Genomic DNA, 17938 nt, shown 5'->3' on the forward strand with positions numbered 1-17938 from the left:
TGGTCGTCGCGCTGGTCTCGCTCGTGTTCTATTACTGGGGCGTGAATTCGGGCTACCGCTCGCCGTATCTCGCGGAACGCCAGGAGCACGACGAAGTCCTCGAGGGCATCGCAGTCCATTGAATGTCGATCGCCTGTCATGCGCGCCGTGGTCATCGCCAGCAGAGATATCTCTGCTGGCGCTCGGAAATGCATTACAGGCTGCGAAGACGCGGGAGCATTGCAGGGGGCGGCGTCCATCGCATGGTCGAACGCTTTGACGCTGGCACCGCTCGAAGATCGGAGGAGGTAGTCGTGGCGATGCGTGCTCTGATTGCGGGATCAGGCCTGAAGTTGGCAACAGAAAAGATGTTGCGAAGTACGGCGGCGTCTAGGCATCACTGGATGAAACGTCGTAGCTCTACCGTGGACGGGCGGCCGAAGATGTCCTCGGGCGGTCCGCTTTCCCATACGCGGCCTTCGTGCATGAACACCACGTTGTCACTGACCGCGCGCGCGAAGCGCATTTCGTGGGTAACCATGATGAGAGTCATGTTCTCGCGCGCGAGGCTTTCCACGACGCCCAACACCTCGCCCACCAGTTCGGGGTCGAGCGCGGATGTGATTTCGTCGCAGAGGAGTACGCTCGGCTTCATGGCGAGTGCGCGCGCAATGGCGACGCGCTGCTGCTGTCCACCCGAGAGTTGATTGGGATATGCGTCGAATTTGTCGCCCAGACCAACGCGCTCCAGCATTTGATGCGCGTTGGCGCGCGCTTCCTTGCGCGGCGCCTTCTTGACAACCGTCTGTGCAAGCATCACGTTTTCGCTGGCCGTGAGATGCGGAAACAGGTTGTATTGCTGGAAGACCATGCCGACCTTCAGCCGCAGTGCCCGCAGGTCCGCGTGCCGTGCATCGACGTGTTCGCCGTCGATTTCGATCGATCCCGCGTCGATACTTTCGAGCCCGTTCAGCGCCCGCAGCAATGTGCTCTTGCCGGAGCCGCTGCGCCCAATGATGCTGACGACCTGGCCGCGTTCGACCGTAAGGTCGATTCCCTTCAGTACATGATGGGCGCCGAACTGCTTTTCGACGCCCTCGGTCTTAACAAGCGGCATGCCATTTCCTTTGCAGGGCCCGCGCATACCGCGTAAGCGGGTAGCAAAGGGCGAAATAGACCAGCGCAACGAGTCCGTAGACGAGAAACGGGCGAAACGTCGCGTTCGAAATTTGGGTGCCAGCCTTCGTGAGTTCGGCAAAGCCGATAATCGACACGAGCGCCGTATCCTTGATGGCCTGCACACCGAAACCCACGGTGGGACCGATGGCGATACGCGCGGCTTGCGGCAGGATCACGTGACGTAACTGCTCGAAATAGTTCATGGCGAGACTGGCGGATGCTTCCCATTGACCTTTGGGCACCGCCTCCACGCAGCCGCGCCAGATTTCTGCCAGATAGGCACTGGTGAAGAAGGTAAGGCCAAGCGTGGCCGCCATCCAGGCCGAGACGTCGACACCTAGCAGCGGCAGGCCGAAGTACACGATAAACAGTTGCAGCAGCAACGGCGTGCCCTGGAACACTTCGATATAGACACGCACGAGAGCGCGCAGCACGCGCGAGCTCGATACGCGCATCACGAGCAGCAGCAAACCGACCATGCCACCGGTAACGAACGAAACGAGTGAGAGCAGGACAGTCCATCGCGCGGCCAGGAGCAATCCTGCGACGATCTGCGCGAATGTGAACTCGATCATCGCGCACCTCGCATGTTGCGCGTGAACAGTCTTCGGCCGGCGGCGGTGAGCGCGGCGCGCAGGAGTAGCGCCATCGCAAGATAGATCCCGGCGATGAGGAAATACGTTTCGAAAGCACGGAAATTGCGCGACTGCACGTAGCTAGCCGCATACGTGAGATCCGCGACCGAGATCTGCGAGACGACGGCCGAGCCAAGCATCGTGATGACGATCTGGCTCGCCAGCGCCGGGAACACCTTCGCGAATGCTTGTGGAAGCAGCACGTGCACAAACGTTTCGCGGCGCGACATCGCGAGTGCCGCAGCGGCCTCGTGATGTCCGCGCGGCACCGCTTCAATGCCTGCGCGCAGGATTTCCACGGCGTACGCACCGAGGTTCAGCGTCATGGCGAGCACGGCCGCGGTGTATTCGCCGATGTGCACGCCGAGGGCAGGCAGACCGAAGAACACGAAGAAAAGCTGGACGAGAAACGGCGTGTTGCGAATCGCCTCCACGTAGGCGTGAACGACTGCGCGCGGCGTCGCGCGGGGGCTCTGATATGCGGCGGCCCCCGCAACGCCGAGGCTGATGCCCAGCAGCGTTGAACTCGCCGTGAGCGCAAGCGTGACTACGGCGCCGCTCGCGAACATGGTGGCATAGGCGGCGAGGTCGCCGAACTGTAGCTGATAGCTCATGAGGAAATGAGGGTTGCGTAGCGGAAATTGCCAGCCGCGCGTGGTGGCAACGCGGGCGTCACAGATTGGCGGGCAACGGTTGACCGAACCACTTTTTCGACATCGCCTGAAGTGAACCGTCTTTCTTCGCTTGCTCGATGGTTGTGTTGACCCTCGTGAGCAGTTGCGGCTCGTTCTTGTTGAGGCCCACGAAACACGGCGAGTCCTTGATGACGAACTTCATCTGCGGTTCGCGCGGCGGGTGTTTTGCGAGGATCGCCGCGGCGACGATGTTGCCCGCCGCGATCAACTGCACCTGGCCCGAGAGAAATGCCTGGATGGTCGCGTTGTTGTCGTCGAAGCGTCGGATGGTGGCGTTGGGCGCCATGTTGGTGAGCGCGACTTCTTCGAGTGCACCGCGCGTAGCGCCAACCGTTTTGCCAGTGAGGTCCGCCGCTGTGTTGACCTTGATGTCGGCTGGCCCGAAAACGCCCTGGAAGTACGGAGCATAGGCCTGCGAAAAATCGATGACCTTCTCGCGTTCCGGCGTTCTGCCGAGCGAGGAGATCACGAGGTCGACCTTGTCGGTCTGCAGGTAGGGAATCCGGTTCGCGCTGTTGACGGGCACGAGTTGAAGCTTGACCTTCATCGATTTTGCGAGCAGTGCCGCCATGTCGATGTCATAGCCTTGCGGCTGCATGTCGGGACCGATAGCGCCAAACGGAGGATAGTCCTCCGGGACGGCTACACGCAGCGTGCCGCGCTTGGCGATGGCGTCGAGCGCATCGGCGTTGGCGGCCTGTACCGTAACGAGGGCCAAGGCTGGCACTGCCAGCAGCGCAGCGAGCCAGCAGCGACGGCGAAATGAATTGGACTTGTATTCCATGCTGGATTTCCGAGGAGATTTGCCGCTCGCCATGGGTATCAAGCGCGAGCGTGCCATGCTCCAAGCAAGGACCGCGCCAATGCCGGCGCGCCAAGCCCGTGATCCGCCCGTGATCCTCCAGGCAGATGAAATGACTGCGCCGGTTTTGGCTCGATGTCGGGGATATTCACCAGATCGGTGCGTGCTGGCTTCTGCGGGGAATGCATCACGAGCACGCAGGTGCGTTTCGCGCGACGCCACGCGGGCACTCCCGATTTGCCTACCGCAAATTCAGGAAAACCTGACAGCTGTTCCGTTTCAGTCGTTGCGGCGAAACACCGTAAACATGGTGGTACCACCGGCTACGAAACAAGTCGCAACGGCGAAGCACGCGAGCGCCGGCCGCGCGAACTATCAGGAAGTCAGCATGCACAGCTTCACACAAAGCATCAAATTCAAGATCGTTCTTGCATTCAGTGTATGTCTGGTACTCATCGCTGCAGTGGGTGCCTTTGGTCAGTTTGGGCTGTCGCGGCTGAATTCGAATGTAAGCGATTCCTATGAGGGGAACCTGCTTCCGATTCTTGATCTCGAGGACACGCGAGCCGCACTGCTCGAAATGCGCCTTCAGGTTCGTCGCGCCCAGTCTCTTCACGATGTAGCACAGACGAAAGCCAGCATCGGCAGGATTCGCGCGGCTCAGGATCGCCTCAGCAAGGGCTGGAGCGACTACTACCCAAACCGTGTCTCCAGTGACAAGGAGCGCGAACTCGCCGACACCATCAAGAATTTGTTGCCGCAGTTCGAGGCAGGCATTGATGCGGAGGTCTCGGCGCTGGAAGCTGGCAACTACGACGCCGTATCGACACTCGTTGACAAGTATGGCGAAGTGGCCAATGCGACCAGCAAATCGCTCGACGACGACGTTGCCGAAAATCGGCGCCAGGCAAAGCAGTCTGTCGACGACAGCGAAGGCACTTTTGGCACGATTCGCTGGGTATCCATTGCGCTGATTGGCCTCGGTCTCGTAGGTGCCACGGGAGCCATGGTCTATCTTTCCCGGGCTGTTACGAAGCCGCTCGGCGAAGCGGTGGGCATCGCGAACCGGATCGCCATCGGCGAACTCGAAAACCGCATCACGGTGCGCACACGCGACGAATTTGGCCAACTGCTCGAAGCGTTGAATAAAATGGACCAGCAGTTGAGCGACACCGTGCGGGGCATCAAGTCGGGCGCCGAGTCGGTCACCGTGGCAGCGCAGGAAATTGCCGCCGGCAACACGGACCTGTCGGCCCGCACCGAAGAGCAGGCGGCGTCGCTCGAAGAAACAGCATCAAGCATGACTGAGTTGACCGAAACCGTGAAGCAGAACGCCGAGAACGCCCGGCAAGCCAATGCGCTTGCAACCCGAGCCACCGATATGGCCGATTCAGGCAACGAAGCCGTACAGGGTATGGTCGGCACGATCGAGCGGATCAGCGGCAGTTCGACGAAGATTTCGGAGATCACCGGCGTGATCGAGGGCATCGCGTTTCAGACCAACATTCTCGCGCTCAATGCCGCAGTGGAGGCAGCGCGGGCGGGTGAACAGGGTCGGGGATTCGCGGTGGTCGCCAGTGAGGTTCGCAGCCTGGCACAGCGCTCCGCGGCGGCTGCCAAGGAGATCAAGGAACTGATCGGTTCGTCTGTGGCGATGATTCGGGACGGGGCACAGCAGGCGGGCGACGTGGGTGCGACGATGGGTGAGGTCAAGCAGGCGATCAAGCAGGTGTCCGACATCGTGGGCGAAATTGCGGCGGCATCTGAAGAGCAGAGCCGCGGCATCGAGCAAGTCAATCAGGCCGTCATGCAGATGGACGACGTGACCCAGCAAAACGCCGCGCTCGTTGAAGAGGCCGCGGCAGCGGCGCATTCGCTCGAAGAGCAGGCAATGAGTCTTACGGGTACGGTTGCGGTGTTCAGGCTTGCCGACGCAAGGGGCGCCCAAACGCGAACACCGGAAAAGCGGCGAATCAAGACCGCTTGCCGCGCTGCTCCACCGGCGTGAAATCGAAGCTGGCGAAACTGCCGCCCTGATACCGCTGCGCCGTCGCGTCGAGCGGGTTCTTTTGCGCCAGAATTTCAGCCGCCCAATCTTCCGAGTTCTGCTTCGGCTCATAGCCAAGGCGCTTCGCGTCGTCGTGCGCGCCTTCCTGAATCCAGTAGCTGCGCGTGTTGTTCGACACGCCCCACACCACGGCAAAGCCGATTTCATCCACATTGATCACACGATCGACGAGATGGAACAGGTCCTCGTGGCCGAACCACGTGCTCAATTGACGGAACTCGGTGGGCCTCGGCAGGCAGCTGCCGATGCGCACATTCACGGTTTCGATGCCGTGCTTGTCCCAGTACAGGCGCGCGAGCGATTCGCCCCACGCCTTGGAAAGACCGTAGAAGCCGTCCGGGCGAAACGCGCAGTCGAGCGTGAGCTTCTCTTCCACGGGGTACATGCCGATCGCGTGATTCGAGCTCGCGAACAGCATGCGCTTCGTGCCGTGGCGGCGCATGCCCTCGTAGACTTCGACGAGACCGCGCAGGTTGTTCTCGATGATCTCGGGCAGGGGACGCTCGACGCTCGTGCCGGCCATATGGATCAGCACGTCCACGCCGTCGAGCAGGCGGTCGACCACGGCGGGGTCGCGCAGGTCGCCGTGCATCACGTCTTCGCCCGCGACGAGCGGTTCGAGCGGCTTCGAGCCGGCCGCGGAACGCAGGTTCACGCCGCGTTCGAGCAGGCCCTTGCGCAACACGGTGCCGAGCTGGCCGCCCGCACCGGTCAATGCAACTTTCTTCACTGTGATTGTCCTCACGTAGAAATGCCGAAAGCCGGCACCCTCGCGGGCGCCGGCCGGTGAACAGGGCGATCAGGCCTGCACTTTGTGCGAGGGCTGGAGCGCAGGGCTGCCCGCGTTGTCCTTCTGCTCGTTCGAGATCAGTCGCCATGCCACACAGGCGCCGATGATGTCGAACAGCATCAGGCACACGAACAACGGGTTATAACCGATCGTGCTGGCCACTGCGCCGACGATGAGCGAGAACACCGTCGCGCCGAGGTAGCCGAACATGCCCGAGAGACCCGTGGCCGTGGCGACTTCGTGCTGGCCGAACACGTCCGAAGCCAGCGTGAACAGCGCGCCCGAAATCGTCTGGTGTGCGAAGGTGCCGACACAGAAGAGGGCGATCGCGGCGTAGGGGCTCGCAACGAGGCCCACGCAGGCCGGACCGACCATCAGCAGCGCGCCGGTCGTGATGACGAGCTTGCGCGAAGTGATGAGCGAGCAGCCGAACCAGCGGATGAAGAGCGGCGCGAGGTAGCCGCCCACGAGGCAGCCGAGGTCGGCGGCGAGGAACGGCATCCATGCGAACAGCGCAATTTCCTTCAGGTTCATGTGACGCACGGTGACCATGTACAGCGGAATCCACGCGCCGAAGGTCTGCCATGCCGGTTCCGCGAGCATGCGCGGAATGCCGATGCCCCAGAAGCGGCGCGTCTTGAGCACTTCCTTGAACGAGGCGCGGCGGCCGCGGGTCGACTTCTGCGCTTCGGTCTGGCCTGCGCGGATGTAGTCGGCCTCTTCCTGCGAGAGCCGCGGGTGCTCCGCAGGCATCTTGAAGAACACGAGCCACAGCGCCACCCAGATCAGCGCGCCGCTGCCGGTGACCACGAATGCGAACTGCCAGTTGAACTTGAGAATGCACCACACGACGAGCGGCGGAGCGAGCATCGCGCCGATCGAGGTGCCGGTGTTGAGCCAGCCGGTCGCAACCGAGCGCTCCTTCGCGGGGAACCATGCGCTGATGGCCTTCATGCCGGCCGGGAAGATGGCGGCTTCGGTCATGCCGAGCATGCCGCGGAAAGCCGCGAGCGCGGGCCAGCTGCCGGCCAGGCCGTGCAGCATGTTGGCGACGGCCCAGCCGAACGCGAAGATCGCGAAGCCGATCTTGATGCCCACGGAGTCGAGCACGAAACCCGCGATCGGTTGCGCGAGGGCATAGCAGGCCTGGAAGGCCGTGACCACGTACGAGTACTGCTGCGTGGTCATGTGAAGCGTTTCAGTCAGCGTCGGTGCGGCTACCGCGAGCGAGCTGCGCGCGAGGTAGTTGAAGATGGTGCCGATCATGACGAGGCCGATGATCCACCACCGCACCCCCTTGATTGTCTTGCGTTGCACTGCGCGTCTCCTGCTGTTGGCGGGCTCTGGCACCAAGCTGTGCCTGGCCGGGATCAAGGGCGCTGCTGTTCGCATCGGGCCCTTCATGTAAGACATCATTCTATTTGCGGCAAAGTTGTAAAGCAAATATTGATGTGATGGGGATTTCCCTGATGCAGGGTCGGGGTCGGACGACCGGCGCGACGTCTGCACGGCCATTTGTTGACTTTGACCATCATTTCTGGAGCCGCGCACGCCGATCTCACGGGTATTTCGCGCCGGTCCGAAGACCGGTCGTCATACATCCTGGGGTGGCCCGCAGCGCAATGGCGGGTTGACAATTTTCGTGTTGTATTACAACAATGCGACCGATCCGCTCGACAGTTTTTCGAGCCACCGCCCGCGCCACGCGCACCACGAAACACGACAACGGACGAGACACGATGACTTCCCCCGCCATGCCCGTGAGCGATGCCGCGCTCGAACAACTGCGCCACGTTTCCAACGCCACGCTCACCACGCAACTTTTCAAACGCGGCCTGCGCAACGTCTTCCTGCAGGGCGTGAAGCCGCTCGCCGCACCGGCGCCGGGCGCTCCCAACCTGGTCGGTCCGGCCTTCACGATGCGCAATATCCCGGCGCGCGAGGACCTCGACCAGTTGAGCGCGTTCCAGAACCCCGAGCATCCGCAGCGTAAGGGCGTCGAGACCGTGCCCGCGGGCGCGGTGCTCGTGCAGGACTGCCGCGGCGTGACTGACGCTGCCTCGATGGGCTCGATCCTCGCCACGCGCATGAAGGTGCGCGGCGTGGCGGGCATGGTCTCGGACGGCCCGGTGCGCGACAGCGCGACCATCGCGGCGCTCGGCATTCCGGTGTTCTGCGCGGGTGCTTCGGCGCCGCTCAATCTCTGCAGGCACCACACGGTCGACCTGAACGTGCCGATCGGCTGCGGCGGCGTGGCCGTGTTTCCGGGCGACATCATCGTCGGCGATGCGGATGGCGTGGTCGTGATTCCGCGTCATCTGGCCGAGGAAGTCGCGCGCGACGCCACGGAGCAGGAAACGCTCGAGCGCTTCATCACCGAGCGCATCGAGGCGGGCGCGGCGCTGCCGGGCACCTATCCGCCGAACGAGGCAACACTCGCTGCGTACGACGCCTGGAAGAAGGAGCAGCGTTGAGCGCGCAGCACGACGTGACGCTCGATGCGGTGTCGACGCCCCCTGTGAGGCCGCTCGAGGCACACGATGCGCGGCGCTCGTCGGTCGGCGAGTGCCCCGTGTGGCGTGCTGAGGAAAGCGCGCTTTACTGGGTCGATATTCCCGCTCAAACGCTCGTTCGCTATGCGGTCGATACGGCGCGCCGCACCGAGTGGACGCTGCCGGAGCGCATCGGCTGCTTCGCGTTCGCGCGCGATGGCGGTGTGCTGGCGGCGTTGGAGACGGGACTTTTTGCCGTGACGCTGCACGAACCGGCCGCGAACGCGCGGGCAGGCGAGGCAAATGTGCGGCCGCTCGCGAGCGTGGCGCACGAGGCCGCGCGCATGCGGTTCAACGACGGCCGCTGCGATCGTCAGGGCCGTTTCTGGTCCGGCACGATGGTGCAGGACGCGGCGGCGCCCGACCCGGCGGGCAAGCTCTATCGCTACACGGCGCAAGACGGCTTGTCGGCGCCCGTGGTCGAGGGGTTGTGCACGCAGAACGGCCTCGCCTGGTCGCCGGACGGCCGCACGATGTATCTCTCCGATTCACATGCGTCGAGCCGCCTGATCTGGGCCTTCGACTACGACATCGACGATGGCGTGCCCACGAATCGCCGCGTGTTCACCGATCTGCACGACTACACGGGGCGCCCCGACGGCGCGGCCGTGGACGCCGACGGCTGCTACTGGACCTGCGCGAACGACGCGGGCCGCTTGCTGCGCTTCGCGCCCGCAGGGCGGCTCGAGCGCAGCGTGGGGGTGCCGGTGGCCAAGCCGTCGATGTGCGCGTTCGGCGGAGCCAACCTCGACATGCTTTACGTCACGACGATCTGCCCGCCGCAGACCGGCGAGCTGGACGGCCTCGTGTTCGCCATCGATGCCGGTGTGCGTGGCCTGCCCGAGCCCGCTTTCGCGGGTCCGCTGCGCGCGACCGACTGACCTTTGCCCTATGCCCTTAACGCGTTAACGATATGCCGCCGTTTCAGGACCGTGGCTCGGCCTGCCCGATGCGATTCACACCGGCCTCGGCCTGCGCTGGCTGGAGCCGGGAGAAACGCAGAAAGCGCAACTGCGCATCCGCGTGAGTGCGCTGCGATAAAGCGGGACAGCGCAAAAGCGTAAGCGCCCGTAAATTGGCTGCAAATTGGTAAAGCGGGACGGAAAGCGCGCAAACACCCGCAAAATGGGGGCTGGCCGGGGGCAGGTGCACGCTATCGGCGTGCCATATGACTTACAATTGACGACACTCCTGACAACCCAAAGTGCACCGTCCGATCATGTCTGAGCAGAAAGCGCCGAATATGCCGGCGCGGATTTACAGCGACATCCTCAATCGCATCATCGAGGGCGAATACAAGGAAGGGGAGCGCCTGCCGACCGAGCACATGCTCGCGGAGCGCTTCGCGACCTCGCGCCCCACGGTGCGCGAGGCGCTTGCCCAGCTGCGCGCAGACGGCATCATCGCCACGCGCCACGGCTCGGGCACGACGGTCATGCGGCGTCCCGACCCGGACGTGCGCCGTTTCGCGCCGCTCGAAACGCTGTCGGACATTCGTCGCTGCTACGAATACCGCGTGGTGGTCGAAGCCGGGGCGGCCTCGCTCGCCGCGCAAAAGGCCGAAGATGAAGACATCGCCGCGATCCAGCGCGAGTGGGACAACCTGCAGACCATCATCGAGACTTCGGGCATCGGCGCGAAAGACGACTTCGCGTTCCATATGGCCGTGGCGCGCGCCTCGAAGAACCAGTTCTTCATCACGGCGCTCTCGGGCATCCAGGAGCAGATGGTGTTCAGCATGAACCTGTCGCGCAACCTCTCGCTCGTGAAGTCGATCGAGCGGCAGCGCCTCGTGCAGCAGGAGCACCTCGAAGTGCTCGAAGCGATCCGGGCGCGCGACCCCGAGCGCGCATCGACCGCCATGCGCGCGCATCTCGAGCGCGCCGTAAACCGGATGTTCGGCTCCTGAGCGCACCTGCGCGGCGTGTGCCTTCATGGGTTCAAACGTTCTGCGCCGGCTGGCTGTTGTGACTGCGACGATCGCGGCGAGCGCGCTGATCGTTGCGCCGGCACCCGCACAGGCTCGCGCCGTGCGACCCGTCAGTGTGATCGCCGACGCGCGCATGAAGGTCGATACCCCGCAAGGCCACGCACAATTCCCGCTCTATGTGAGCGCGGACTGGAACGTGCCGCGGCCCGCCGTCCAGCGCGCGGTGGTAATCGTGCACGGACGGCTGCGTAACGCCGATACCTACTTTCGCACCGCGCAGCATGCGCGCGAGCTGGCGGGCGTCGATCCGGCGGCCACACTGCTCGTCGCCCCACAGTTTCTCGCCACCGCCGACGTGAGCGCGCACCACGCACCGGGCGACCTTCTGAGCTGGCGCGGCAACGCGTGGATGGGCGGCGCGGACGCCGCGAGCGGCGTGCCGGTGAGTTCATACGCCGTGCTCGACGACATTGCGCGGCATCTCGCCGACCGGCGTCTGTTTCCCAATCTGAAAACGATCGTGTTCGCGGGGCATTCGGGCGGCGCCCAGGTGCTGCAGCGCTACGCGATCGCTTCGCATACGGATGCGCTCGCCGCCGCGGGAATCGACGTGCGTTTCGTGGTGGCGAGTCCGTCGTCGTACGCGTATTTCGACGCGCAGCGCCCCGGCGCGAACGGCGCGCCGGGGCCATTCGACGCCTCGCGCTGCGCAGATTTCGACCACTGGAAATACGGGATGGAGAACCGGCCGGCATCCATCGCCGGGCGCACGCCCGCACAGCTCGAAGCGGACTACGTGAAGCGGCGCATCGTCTACCTGGCGGGCGGTAACGACGACGACCCGGCCTCGGCCTCGCTCGACAAGCGTTGTGCTGCACGGGCGCAGGGCGCGCAGCGCGTGGCCCGCGCGCAAGGCTTCTACCGCTACCTGCAAACTCGCCACCCGGATGGCCTGAACCAGACGTTTCATATCGTCCCCGGCGTGGGACACGACGGCGCGCGCATGCTCACGTCGAGTTGCGCATTGGCGACGATGTTCGATACGCCTGGCTGCGCGCCTTGACGGCTCACGCTGCGTTGCGCCGGACCCTCCAATGGCAAACGGGCGTGGAACTCGCATTGCACGAGATCCACGCCCGTCTTCAGTCCGGCTGGCGGCAGCGGTTGCCTCCGCCAGCGGAAAGTGAAGCGTAACGCTTAGGCAGCCTGCTTGGTGGCGCGCGCCGAAGCTTGCGCGACGGCCTTCGTCGCGGCCTTGCCGGCGGCGTCGAAGTTGCTTTCCGCGAATTCCACAGCCTGCTTCGCAGCCTTGTTCACCGACGTGTACGCGTTGTTGGCGGCGTTCAGCGCCGACTTGATCGCGGCGACAGCGGCTTCCGAGCCGGCAGGGGCGTTCTTCACGGCGTTGTCCACGAGCGTTTCGAGCGCGCGCTGCTGCGTTTCGTACTGCGACTGCGCGGCGGTGGCGAATTCGGCTTGCGTAGTCGAAACGATGCCGTAGACGCTGCGGCCATAGGCCAGCGCCTTTTCAGCGGCGGGCTGGGCGAAGCCGGCTTGCACGGCGAAGAAGCCTTGCGGATCCTTGGCGGAGAGCGCGCGCTGAGCTTGTTCCTGACCTTCGGCGAACGCCGAGCGGGCCGTTTCGATGTTGAGTTCGGCGAGCTTGATCGCGCCTTCGAATGCCTTGCTCGTCAGGCCGAAGAGGGCCTCGAGACCGGCTTTCTGGTTGGCGGCGAATTGTTCGGGGGTCGGCAGGTTCATGTCTCTTTCCTTTGGGGACGCTACGCGTCGGTTTCGGTTACGAAAACAAACTTTCGGTTCGATCACCGGTTCGCGCAGACAAAGTTTTGTGCGATGCAGCAATCGAGTTCATGGTAACCCATCCATAAAACGTGTCAAGAACTTTTTTGTGCGTCGCAACAATTATGTAAACGCCTGATTTTGGGTGGAAATTTCCAACATGGCGGGAGGCCCCTAAGCTGGGCGGCGCTGCGCGTGAACCGCTTGAGCGCAGCGCTTTGCGTCTGCGCGCAAAATGGCCGTTCCCTCGGGCGAGCGCGGGGTGCCGAAGGCTGGCACCGGCGCGCAGCCCGGGTTGGTCCCCCAATCTAGCAATGGCGGCCCCGAGTGCGGCTCGAACCTGCTTTCGCAGTCGAACGGGCGCGGTGCGCGCAGCCGCCATGCGCGAATCCATCAGGAGAGCGGTAATGGGTGCATCGAACGACAAGTCCCTCGGTCATTCCACGACGAGCACGGGCGCGCCGGCTGTCAGCGACCGTAACTCGCTCACGGTCGGTCCTGACGGCCCGATCGTGCTGCACGACGTGCATTTCCTCGAGCAGATGGCGCATTTCAACCGCGAGAAGGTGCCCGAGCGCCAGCCGCACGCGAAGGGCGCCGGCGCGTTCGGCGAATTCAAGACCACCGAGGATGTGTCGCGCTACACGAAGGCCGCGCTGTTCCAGAAGGGCGCGGCCACGGAAATGCTGGCGCGCTTTTCGACCGTTGCGGGTGAAATGGGCAGCCCCGACACCTGGCGCGACGTGCGCGGCTTTTCGCTGAAGTTCTACACGACCGAGGGCAACTACGACCTCGTCGGCAACAACACGCCGGTTTTCTTCGTGCGCGACCCGATGAAGTTTCCGCACTTCATCCGCAGCCAGAAGCGTTTACCCGACTCGGGCCTGCGCAATGGCCAGATGCAGTGGGACTTCTGGACCAACAATCCCGAGTCCGCGCACCAGGTCGCCTATCTGATGGGCGAGCGCGGCCTGCCGAAAACGTGGCGCCACATGAACGGCTACGGCTCGCACACCTATATGTGGGTGAACGCGAAGGGCGAGAAGTTCTGGGTCAAGTATCACTTCCATACGAACCAGGGCATGCAGTTCTTCACCAACGCCGAAGCCGCAGCGATGGCGGGCGAGGACGCCGACTTCCACCGGCGCGATCTGTTCGATGCGATCAAGCGCGGCGAGTTTCCGTCGTGGACGCTCTCCGTGCAGGTCATGCCGTACGCGGAGGCGAAGAAGTACCGCTTCAATCCGTTCGATCTCACGAAGACGTGGTCGCACAAGGACTATCCGCTCATCAAGGTCGGCACGATGACGCTCAACCGCAACCCGGAGAACTTCTTCGCGCAGATCGAGCAGGCCGCGTTCTCGCCGGGCAACACGGTGCCGGGCATCGGCCTCTCGCCGGACAAGATGCTGCTGGGCCGCGCGTTCGCCTATAACGACGCGCAGCGCGCGCGTATCGGCACGAACTTCAACCAGTTGCCGGTGAATCGTCCGAAGGTTCCGGTGCAGACCTATATGTTCGACGGCAACATGGCCTACGAACATAGCGGCAACGCGCCGACTTACGTGCCGAACAGCTTCGGCCGTCCGTGGGCGGATACGACGGGCGCGGCGGACGACGGCTGGGAAGCCGACGGCGACATGGTGCGCAGCGCCTACTCGCTGCATGCGGAAGACGACGATTTCGGCCAGGCGCACGCTCTCGTGCGCAACGTGTACAACGACAAGCAGCGCGAGGCGGTGATCCAGCAGGTGGTGGCGAGCCTGAGCGGCGTGGGCAGCCCCGTGCGCGAGCGCGTGTTCGACTACTGGAAGAAGATCGACGCCGAAGTGGGCTCGCAGATCGAACAGCAGGCGGGCAGCGGCAAGTAAGCCGTCGAAGCCACGAGAGAGCCGGAACGGGTTGCACGGCCCGTTCCGGTTTTTCTTTTGTGCGCGGCCGTTTGCGAGGCGCCGCATGGCGGCCGGCCGCCGCCAAACTGGCAGAACCGCCATCTGGTGGATTCTGCAGCGTCAGGGACGACGGGGCATAATGCGCGAGTCGCCGTGTGGCAGCATCGCGCAATCCCGCCGGCGGACCGCGTGCGGCGGGAATAAAAATGCCGCGCCGGGCGTTATCCCTACTGATCCGCAACGGCCAAGTCCACGTGAAAACTTCCCTTTCCGCCGAATCCCCGTTTGTCGGTGCCGACGCCGGCGCGCAGAAATACACGCGCGTTGCCGTGCTATTGCACTGGTTGATCGCGCTACTGATCCTCACGAACGTCGCCCTCGGCCTGACTGCCGCGCTGCTGCCCGACGGCGCGCTTTCGGACACCGCCATCCGCTTCGTGATCGATACGCACAAATCGATCGGCATTACCGTGCTCGGACTGGCCATCCTGCGCGTGCTGTGGCGTCTTACGCATCGCCCGCCGGCGCTGCCCGCCGAATTTCCGGGCTGGGAGCGCGCGTCGGCCCACGCCGCGCACGTCGCGCTCTACGTGCTGATCTTCGCGATGCCGCTTTCCGGCTGGCTGCACGACTCTGCCTGGGTCGCCGCCGCCTCGCATCCGATGTATCTCTTCGGCCTCGTGCAATGGCCGCGCATGGGCTTCATCATGAATCTCGATCCGGCCACGAAGGAACAGTTGCACAGCCAGTTCGGTGCGCTGCACACGGCGTGCAGCTATGCGCTTTATGGCGTGCTCGCGCTGCATATTGCGGGCGCGCTCAAGCATCAATGGATCGACCGTCATTCGGTGCTGCGCCGGATGATGCCGTGAGCAACAGGGAAGGGTACGACTTGAAAACCTCGCTTGAAGAGGCGCTCGCCCGCACGTCGCCGCGCCTCGTGCCGCCTCCCACGCCATTCGCGAGCATCGCCATCCACCTCGGCGTCATGGCGCTCTGGTTCGTGCTGTTCGCGCGCGCGTTCTTCCTGCAAGGCGTGGTCGCGTGGTCCACGGGCATTGCCTATGTCGTCTACGACACGGTGTTGCTGCTGTTCGTCGCCTGGAAGGCGCGCGTGCTGCTTGCGCCTGCGGCAGCACCCGCGGACGCAGGCGCGGCGAAGCTGCCGACGCTCGGCGTGATCGTCGCCGCGCACAACGAAGCGGCCGTGCTGCCGATCACGCTCGACGCGCTGTTCGCGCAAACCCGCGCGCCGCAGCAAATCCTGATCGCCGACGACGGCTCGACCGACGGCACGGCTGCCTTGCTCGCGCAGCGCTACGGCCTTGCCGACCCAGGCGTCGGCAAGCTGAGCGCGCCTTCGCCGCAGTATCCGAATCTGCGCTGGCTGAAGCTCGCGCACGGCGGCAAGGCGCGCGCGCTCAATGCGGCCTTGCTTGCGATCGCAACGGAAACGGTCATGACCGTGGACGCCGATACGCTGCTCGAACCCGACGCATGCGCTGCGATGGCGAGCGCGTTTGGCCGCGAGCCGGCCCTCGTCGCGGCGGCGGGCCTGCTCACGCCGGTTTGCGACCATACGTTGAGCGGCCGTTTTTTCCAGTGGTTCCAGACCTACGAGTACATCCGCAATTTCATCTCGCGCTTCGCGTGGATGCGCGCCGACAGCCTGCTGCTCATCTCGGGCGCGTTTGCGGGCTTTCGCCGCGATGCGGTGATGGCCGTGGGCGGCTTCGATGCGGATTGTCTCGTGGAGGACTACGAACTGATTCACCGCTTGCGCCGTTATTCGGCGCGCAAGGGTCTGGGCTGGGATGTGCGTGTGCTGGGCACCGCCCGCGCGCGTACCGATGCGCCCGGTACGCTGACGACCTTCCTGCGTCAGCGCCGCCGCTGGTTCGCGGGCTTCCTGCAAACGCAGTACTGGTATCGCGACATGACGGGCAACCGCAAGTACGGCAAGCTCGGCCTCATGATGCTGCCCGTGAAGGCGTTCGACACCGTGCAGCCCATTTATGGACTGACGGCGTTCGCGTTGTTGATCGCCTTTTTGTTCGACGGCCGCTTTACGATCGTGCTGCCGGTGCTGGGCGTAATCGTCGGCAAGATCGCGATCGACCTCGCGTTTCATTTGTACTCCGTACATCTTTACCGGCGCTGGAGCGGCGACCGCACGCACTCGAGTTTCGGCATGGCGTTTCTTGCCGCCATCTTCGAGCCGTTTTCGTTCCAGTTGATGCGCCACGGCGGCGCGGCGCTCGGATGGCTGCATTTCCTGCTCGGGCGGCGCAAGTGGGGCGTGCAGAGCCGCACCGGGCTGGCGGCGGCGCGCAACCGCGAGAGCGCGACGTCTCAATGATCTGATTTCCGTGGCATTCGACTTGCTCCCAGGTTAAAAGGGCCGCGCCACGCGCGCGGTTCCGGCCTTTAACCGGTCAGGGAGAATCAAATGCATCGAATCAGCGTCCTCGCTTTACTCTTGCCGCTCGCACTCTCAGGCTGCCTGTCGTTCAGCAGCAGCGATCCCAACCCGCCACCGCCGCGTACCGTCATCGTGCCGCAGCAGCCGGCCACCGAGGCGCCGCCACCCCCGCCGGGTGCGGCTTGTGTTGCGCCTTGCTGATCGATTCACTGACCTGCGGCAGCGTTGTGCATTGCGCCGTCCGGCGCTTTCGCCTCCAGCGCGTGCCGCACTTCGCGCATCAGGCTGCCCGCGAACAGCACGTCCGGTACATCGTCGAGACCCGCCGAGCGCAACGCTCGCGCGGTCCACGTGTTGCAGGTATGCAAGGCATCGTAAGTCCCTGACGCCGCGAAATAGACGCTGCCCGTATAGGGTCCGTCGGCGAGGCGGCGCGGCGCGCCATCCGCGTCGGTTTCCAGCGAAGTGCGCAGATAGCGCTGAACGCTGGCAAGTCCGGCGTCGCCCACCGGCACCTCCACGACGTTCTGCGGGCCGAAGGCCGCCTCCGGGGCCGCGCGCAGTACTGTCATCAGAACGGTAGCCTGGCTCGGTATGAGTGCGCCGATCATCGTCAGCGGATCGTGGCGGCGTTCCACCACGAACTGTCTCTCTCCAAAGCCGAAGCACAGGACGGTTGCGTCGTCGAAGCCGCGCGCGAGTGTGTCAACCCAGGCATCGGCGTCGCGCACCCGCAGGCAGATATCGGTGTGCCAGTCGCGCTGCACGACGGCAACAGACGTGCGCGTTGGGCCGTCGCGGGCCGCCGGTTCGAGCGCGGCAGGCAAGGGACCGGCCATGTTCGTACATGCGCCGAGTGCGAGCGCGGGCACGATTGCGCAAAGCGCTTGCCACGCAGCAATTTTCGTACGACGCTCGTTCACGCAGGTCGCTTCGGTCATTGGAACTCAAGGCCCTCCAGTTGCGTGCCGCGTCTGCATATAGCGTGCCGCGCGAGCGCATTGCACCACCTTGAAGCGCAAAATCGGCGCCGCATTGGCATGCCCCGTTTCGACGCCGCCGAACCGCCCCGCGTTGCACCAATCGAGCGCACGAAACGCGCTCCAGGGCCGATGGCATACGCCTTGCTTTTTCCTGTACCGCAGCGCGCAACGCATCGTCTCGCCTCATTCATGAGACGAAACGCGGCGGCGC

General features: G+C 64.3%; 16 protein-coding genes and 1 pseudogene. 9 read left to right on the plus strand and 8 right to left on the minus strand.

Annotation, left to right across the window (positions count from 1 at the left end; all coding sequences use genetic code 11):
- Positions 1-376: 376 nt before the first annotated feature.
- From ACOJB8_RS31980 to ACOJB8_RS31995, 4 genes are read right to left on the minus strand one after another with little or no spacing between them, the layout of a single operon-like run.
- Complete coding sequence (locus ACOJB8_RS31980; RefSeq protein ID WP_368618454.1) at positions 377-1096, minus strand: amino acid ABC transporter ATP-binding protein; 720 nt, start codon at positions 1094-1096, stop codon at positions 377-379.
- The gene (locus ACOJB8_RS31985) at positions 1083-1733 is read right to left on the minus strand and encodes an amino acid ABC transporter permease (protein WP_069267338.1); all 651 of its coding nucleotides are present in this window, start codon (positions 1731-1733) and stop codon (positions 1083-1085) included. Before ACOJB8_RS31985 ends, ACOJB8_RS31980 begins: the two co-directional genes overlap by 14 nt.
- A complete protein-coding gene (locus tag ACOJB8_RS31990; RefSeq protein ID WP_342946350.1) occupies positions 1730-2407 on the minus strand; it encodes an amino acid ABC transporter permease in 678 nt (225 codons plus the stop codon). Before ACOJB8_RS31990 ends, ACOJB8_RS31985 begins: the two co-directional genes overlap by 4 nt.
- Before the next feature lie 58 nt (positions 2408-2465).
- Complete coding sequence (locus ACOJB8_RS31995; protein ID WP_342946643.1) at positions 2466-3272, minus strand: transporter substrate-binding domain-containing protein; 807 nt, start codon at positions 3270-3272, stop codon at positions 2466-2468.
- Positions 3273-3678: 406 nt separating this feature from the next.
- Between ACOJB8_RS31995 and ACOJB8_RS32000 the strand changes: the two genes are divergently transcribed.
- Positions 3679-5298, plus strand: a complete 1620-nt coding sequence (locus ACOJB8_RS32000; protein WP_475016145.1) for a methyl-accepting chemotaxis protein — start codon at positions 3679-3681, stop codon at positions 5296-5298.
- On the opposite strand, the gene ACOJB8_RS32005 is transcribed toward ACOJB8_RS32000, so the two are convergent.
- Together ACOJB8_RS32005 and ACOJB8_RS32010 are read right to left on the minus strand one after the other, a co-directional pair.
- Complete coding sequence (locus ACOJB8_RS32005; RefSeq protein ID WP_069267341.1) at positions 5264-6088, minus strand: NAD-dependent epimerase/dehydratase family protein; 825 nt, start codon at positions 6086-6088, stop codon at positions 5264-5266. The two genes, ACOJB8_RS32000 and ACOJB8_RS32005, sit on opposite strands and share 35 nt — an antisense overlap.
- Before the next feature lie 69 nt (positions 6089-6157).
- Complete coding sequence (locus ACOJB8_RS32010) at positions 6158-7465, minus strand: MFS transporter (RefSeq protein ID WP_370684318.1); 1308 nt, start codon at positions 7463-7465, stop codon at positions 6158-6160.
- 422 nt (positions 7466-7887) lie between these two features.
- Between ACOJB8_RS32010 and ACOJB8_RS32015 the strand changes: the two genes are divergently transcribed.
- The 5 genes and pseudogenes from ACOJB8_RS32015 (at position 7888) to ACOJB8_RS32035 (ending at position 11693) form a co-directional block, all read left to right on the plus strand.
- On the plus strand, positions 7888-8622 hold the full coding sequence (locus ACOJB8_RS32015; protein WP_069267342.1) for a ribonuclease activity regulator RraA: 735 nt from the start codon (positions 7888-7890) through the stop codon (positions 8620-8622).
- Positions 8619-9581 carry an SMP-30/gluconolactonase/LRE family protein gene (locus ACOJB8_RS32020; protein ID WP_475016147.1) on the plus strand — a complete coding sequence of 321 codons (963 nt, stop codon included), beginning with the start codon at positions 8619-8621 and terminating at the stop codon, positions 9579-9581. The genes ACOJB8_RS32015 and ACOJB8_RS32020 overlap by 4 nt, the downstream gene beginning before the upstream one ends.
- A gap of 49 nt (positions 9582-9630) precedes the next feature.
- Positions 9631-9741, plus strand: a pseudogene (locus tag ACOJB8_RS32025) (aldose epimerase family protein); the annotation flags it as partial.
- A gap of 178 nt (positions 9742-9919) precedes the next feature.
- Positions 9920-10609: a FadR/GntR family transcriptional regulator gene (locus ACOJB8_RS32030; protein WP_368684737.1), complete on the plus strand. Its 690-nt coding sequence runs from the start codon at positions 9920-9922 to the stop codon at positions 10607-10609.
- Positions 10610-10634: 25 nt separating this feature from the next.
- Positions 10635-11693 (plus strand): alpha/beta fold hydrolase, encoded by a 1059-nt coding sequence (locus ACOJB8_RS32035; protein ID WP_475016149.1) that lies wholly within the window; start codon positions 10635-10637, stop codon positions 11691-11693.
- 134 nt (positions 11694-11827) lie between these two features.
- On the opposite strand, the gene phaP is transcribed toward ACOJB8_RS32035, so the two are convergent.
- Positions 11828-12391: a TIGR01841 family phasin gene (gene phaP, locus ACOJB8_RS32040; RefSeq protein WP_069267345.1), complete on the minus strand. Its 564-nt coding sequence runs from the start codon at positions 12389-12391 to the stop codon at positions 11828-11830.
- A 446-nt stretch (positions 12392-12837) separates the two neighbouring features.
- On the opposite strand from phaP, the gene ACOJB8_RS32045 reads away from it, so the two are divergent.
- From ACOJB8_RS32045 to ACOJB8_RS32055, 3 genes are all read left to right on the plus strand, one after another.
- Positions 12838-14301: a catalase gene (locus ACOJB8_RS32045; protein WP_475016151.1), complete on the plus strand. Its 1464-nt coding sequence runs from the start codon at positions 12838-12840 to the stop codon at positions 14299-14301.
- A gap of 275 nt (positions 14302-14576) precedes the next feature.
- Positions 14577-15194 carry a cytochrome b gene (locus tag ACOJB8_RS32050; RefSeq protein ID WP_368606794.1) on the plus strand — a complete coding sequence of 206 codons (618 nt, stop codon included), beginning with the start codon at positions 14577-14579 and terminating at the stop codon, positions 15192-15194.
- A 20-nt stretch (positions 15195-15214) separates the two neighbouring features.
- Positions 15215-16681 carry a glycosyltransferase family 2 protein gene (locus ACOJB8_RS32055; RefSeq protein WP_475016153.1) on the plus strand — a complete coding sequence of 489 codons (1467 nt, stop codon included), beginning with the start codon at positions 15215-15217 and terminating at the stop codon, positions 16679-16681.
- A 269-nt stretch (positions 16682-16950) separates the two neighbouring features.
- Here the strand turns inward: ACOJB8_RS32055 and ACOJB8_RS32060 are convergent, their stop codons facing one another.
- A complete protein-coding gene (locus tag ACOJB8_RS32060; RefSeq protein WP_368618460.1) occupies positions 16951-17685 on the minus strand; it encodes a DUF2459 domain-containing protein in 735 nt (244 codons plus the stop codon).
- Positions 17686-17938: the final 253 nt, after the last annotated feature.

Source organism: Paraburkholderia sp. BR10141 (assembly GCF_056155635.1).

Bases quoted from the DNA above. Each gene is read 5' to 3' on its own strand.
- ACOJB8_RS31980 (WP_368618454.1), bottom strand. From the start codon at position 1,096: ATGCCGCTTGTTAAGACCGAGGGCGTCGAAAAGCAGTTCGGCGCCCAT.
- ACOJB8_RS31985 (WP_069267338.1), bottom strand. From the start codon at position 1,733: ATGATCGAGTTCACATTCGCGCAGATCGTCGCAGGATTGCTCCTGGCC.
- ACOJB8_RS31990 (WP_342946350.1), bottom strand. From the start codon at position 2,407: ATGAGCTATCAGCTACAGTTCGGCGACCTCGCCGCCTATGCCACCATG.
- ACOJB8_RS31995 (WP_342946643.1), bottom strand. From the start codon at position 3,272: ATGGAATACAAGTCCAATTCATTTCGCCGTCGCTGCTGGCTCGCTGCG.
- ACOJB8_RS32000 (WP_475016145.1), top strand. From the start codon at position 3,679: ATGCACAGCTTCACACAAAGCATCAAATTCAAGATCGTTCTTGCATTC.
- ACOJB8_RS32015 (WP_069267342.1), top strand. From the start codon at position 7,888: ATGACTTCCCCCGCCATGCCCGTGAGCGATGCCGCGCTCGAACAACTG.
- ACOJB8_RS32030 (WP_368684737.1), top strand. From the start codon at position 9,920: ATGTCTGAGCAGAAAGCGCCGAATATGCCGGCGCGGATTTACAGCGAC.
- ACOJB8_RS32035 (WP_475016149.1), top strand. From the start codon at position 10,635: ATGGGTTCAAACGTTCTGCGCCGGCTGGCTGTTGTGACTGCGACGATC.
- phaP (WP_069267345.1), bottom strand. From the start codon at position 12,391: ATGAACCTGCCGACCCCCGAACAATTCGCCGCCAACCAGAAAGCCGGT.
- ACOJB8_RS32045 (WP_475016151.1), top strand. From the start codon at position 12,838: ATGGGTGCATCGAACGACAAGTCCCTCGGTCATTCCACGACGAGCACG.
- ACOJB8_RS32060 (WP_368618460.1), bottom strand. From the start codon at position 17,685: ATGACCGAAGCGACCTGCGTGAACGAGCGTCGTACGAAAATTGCTGCG.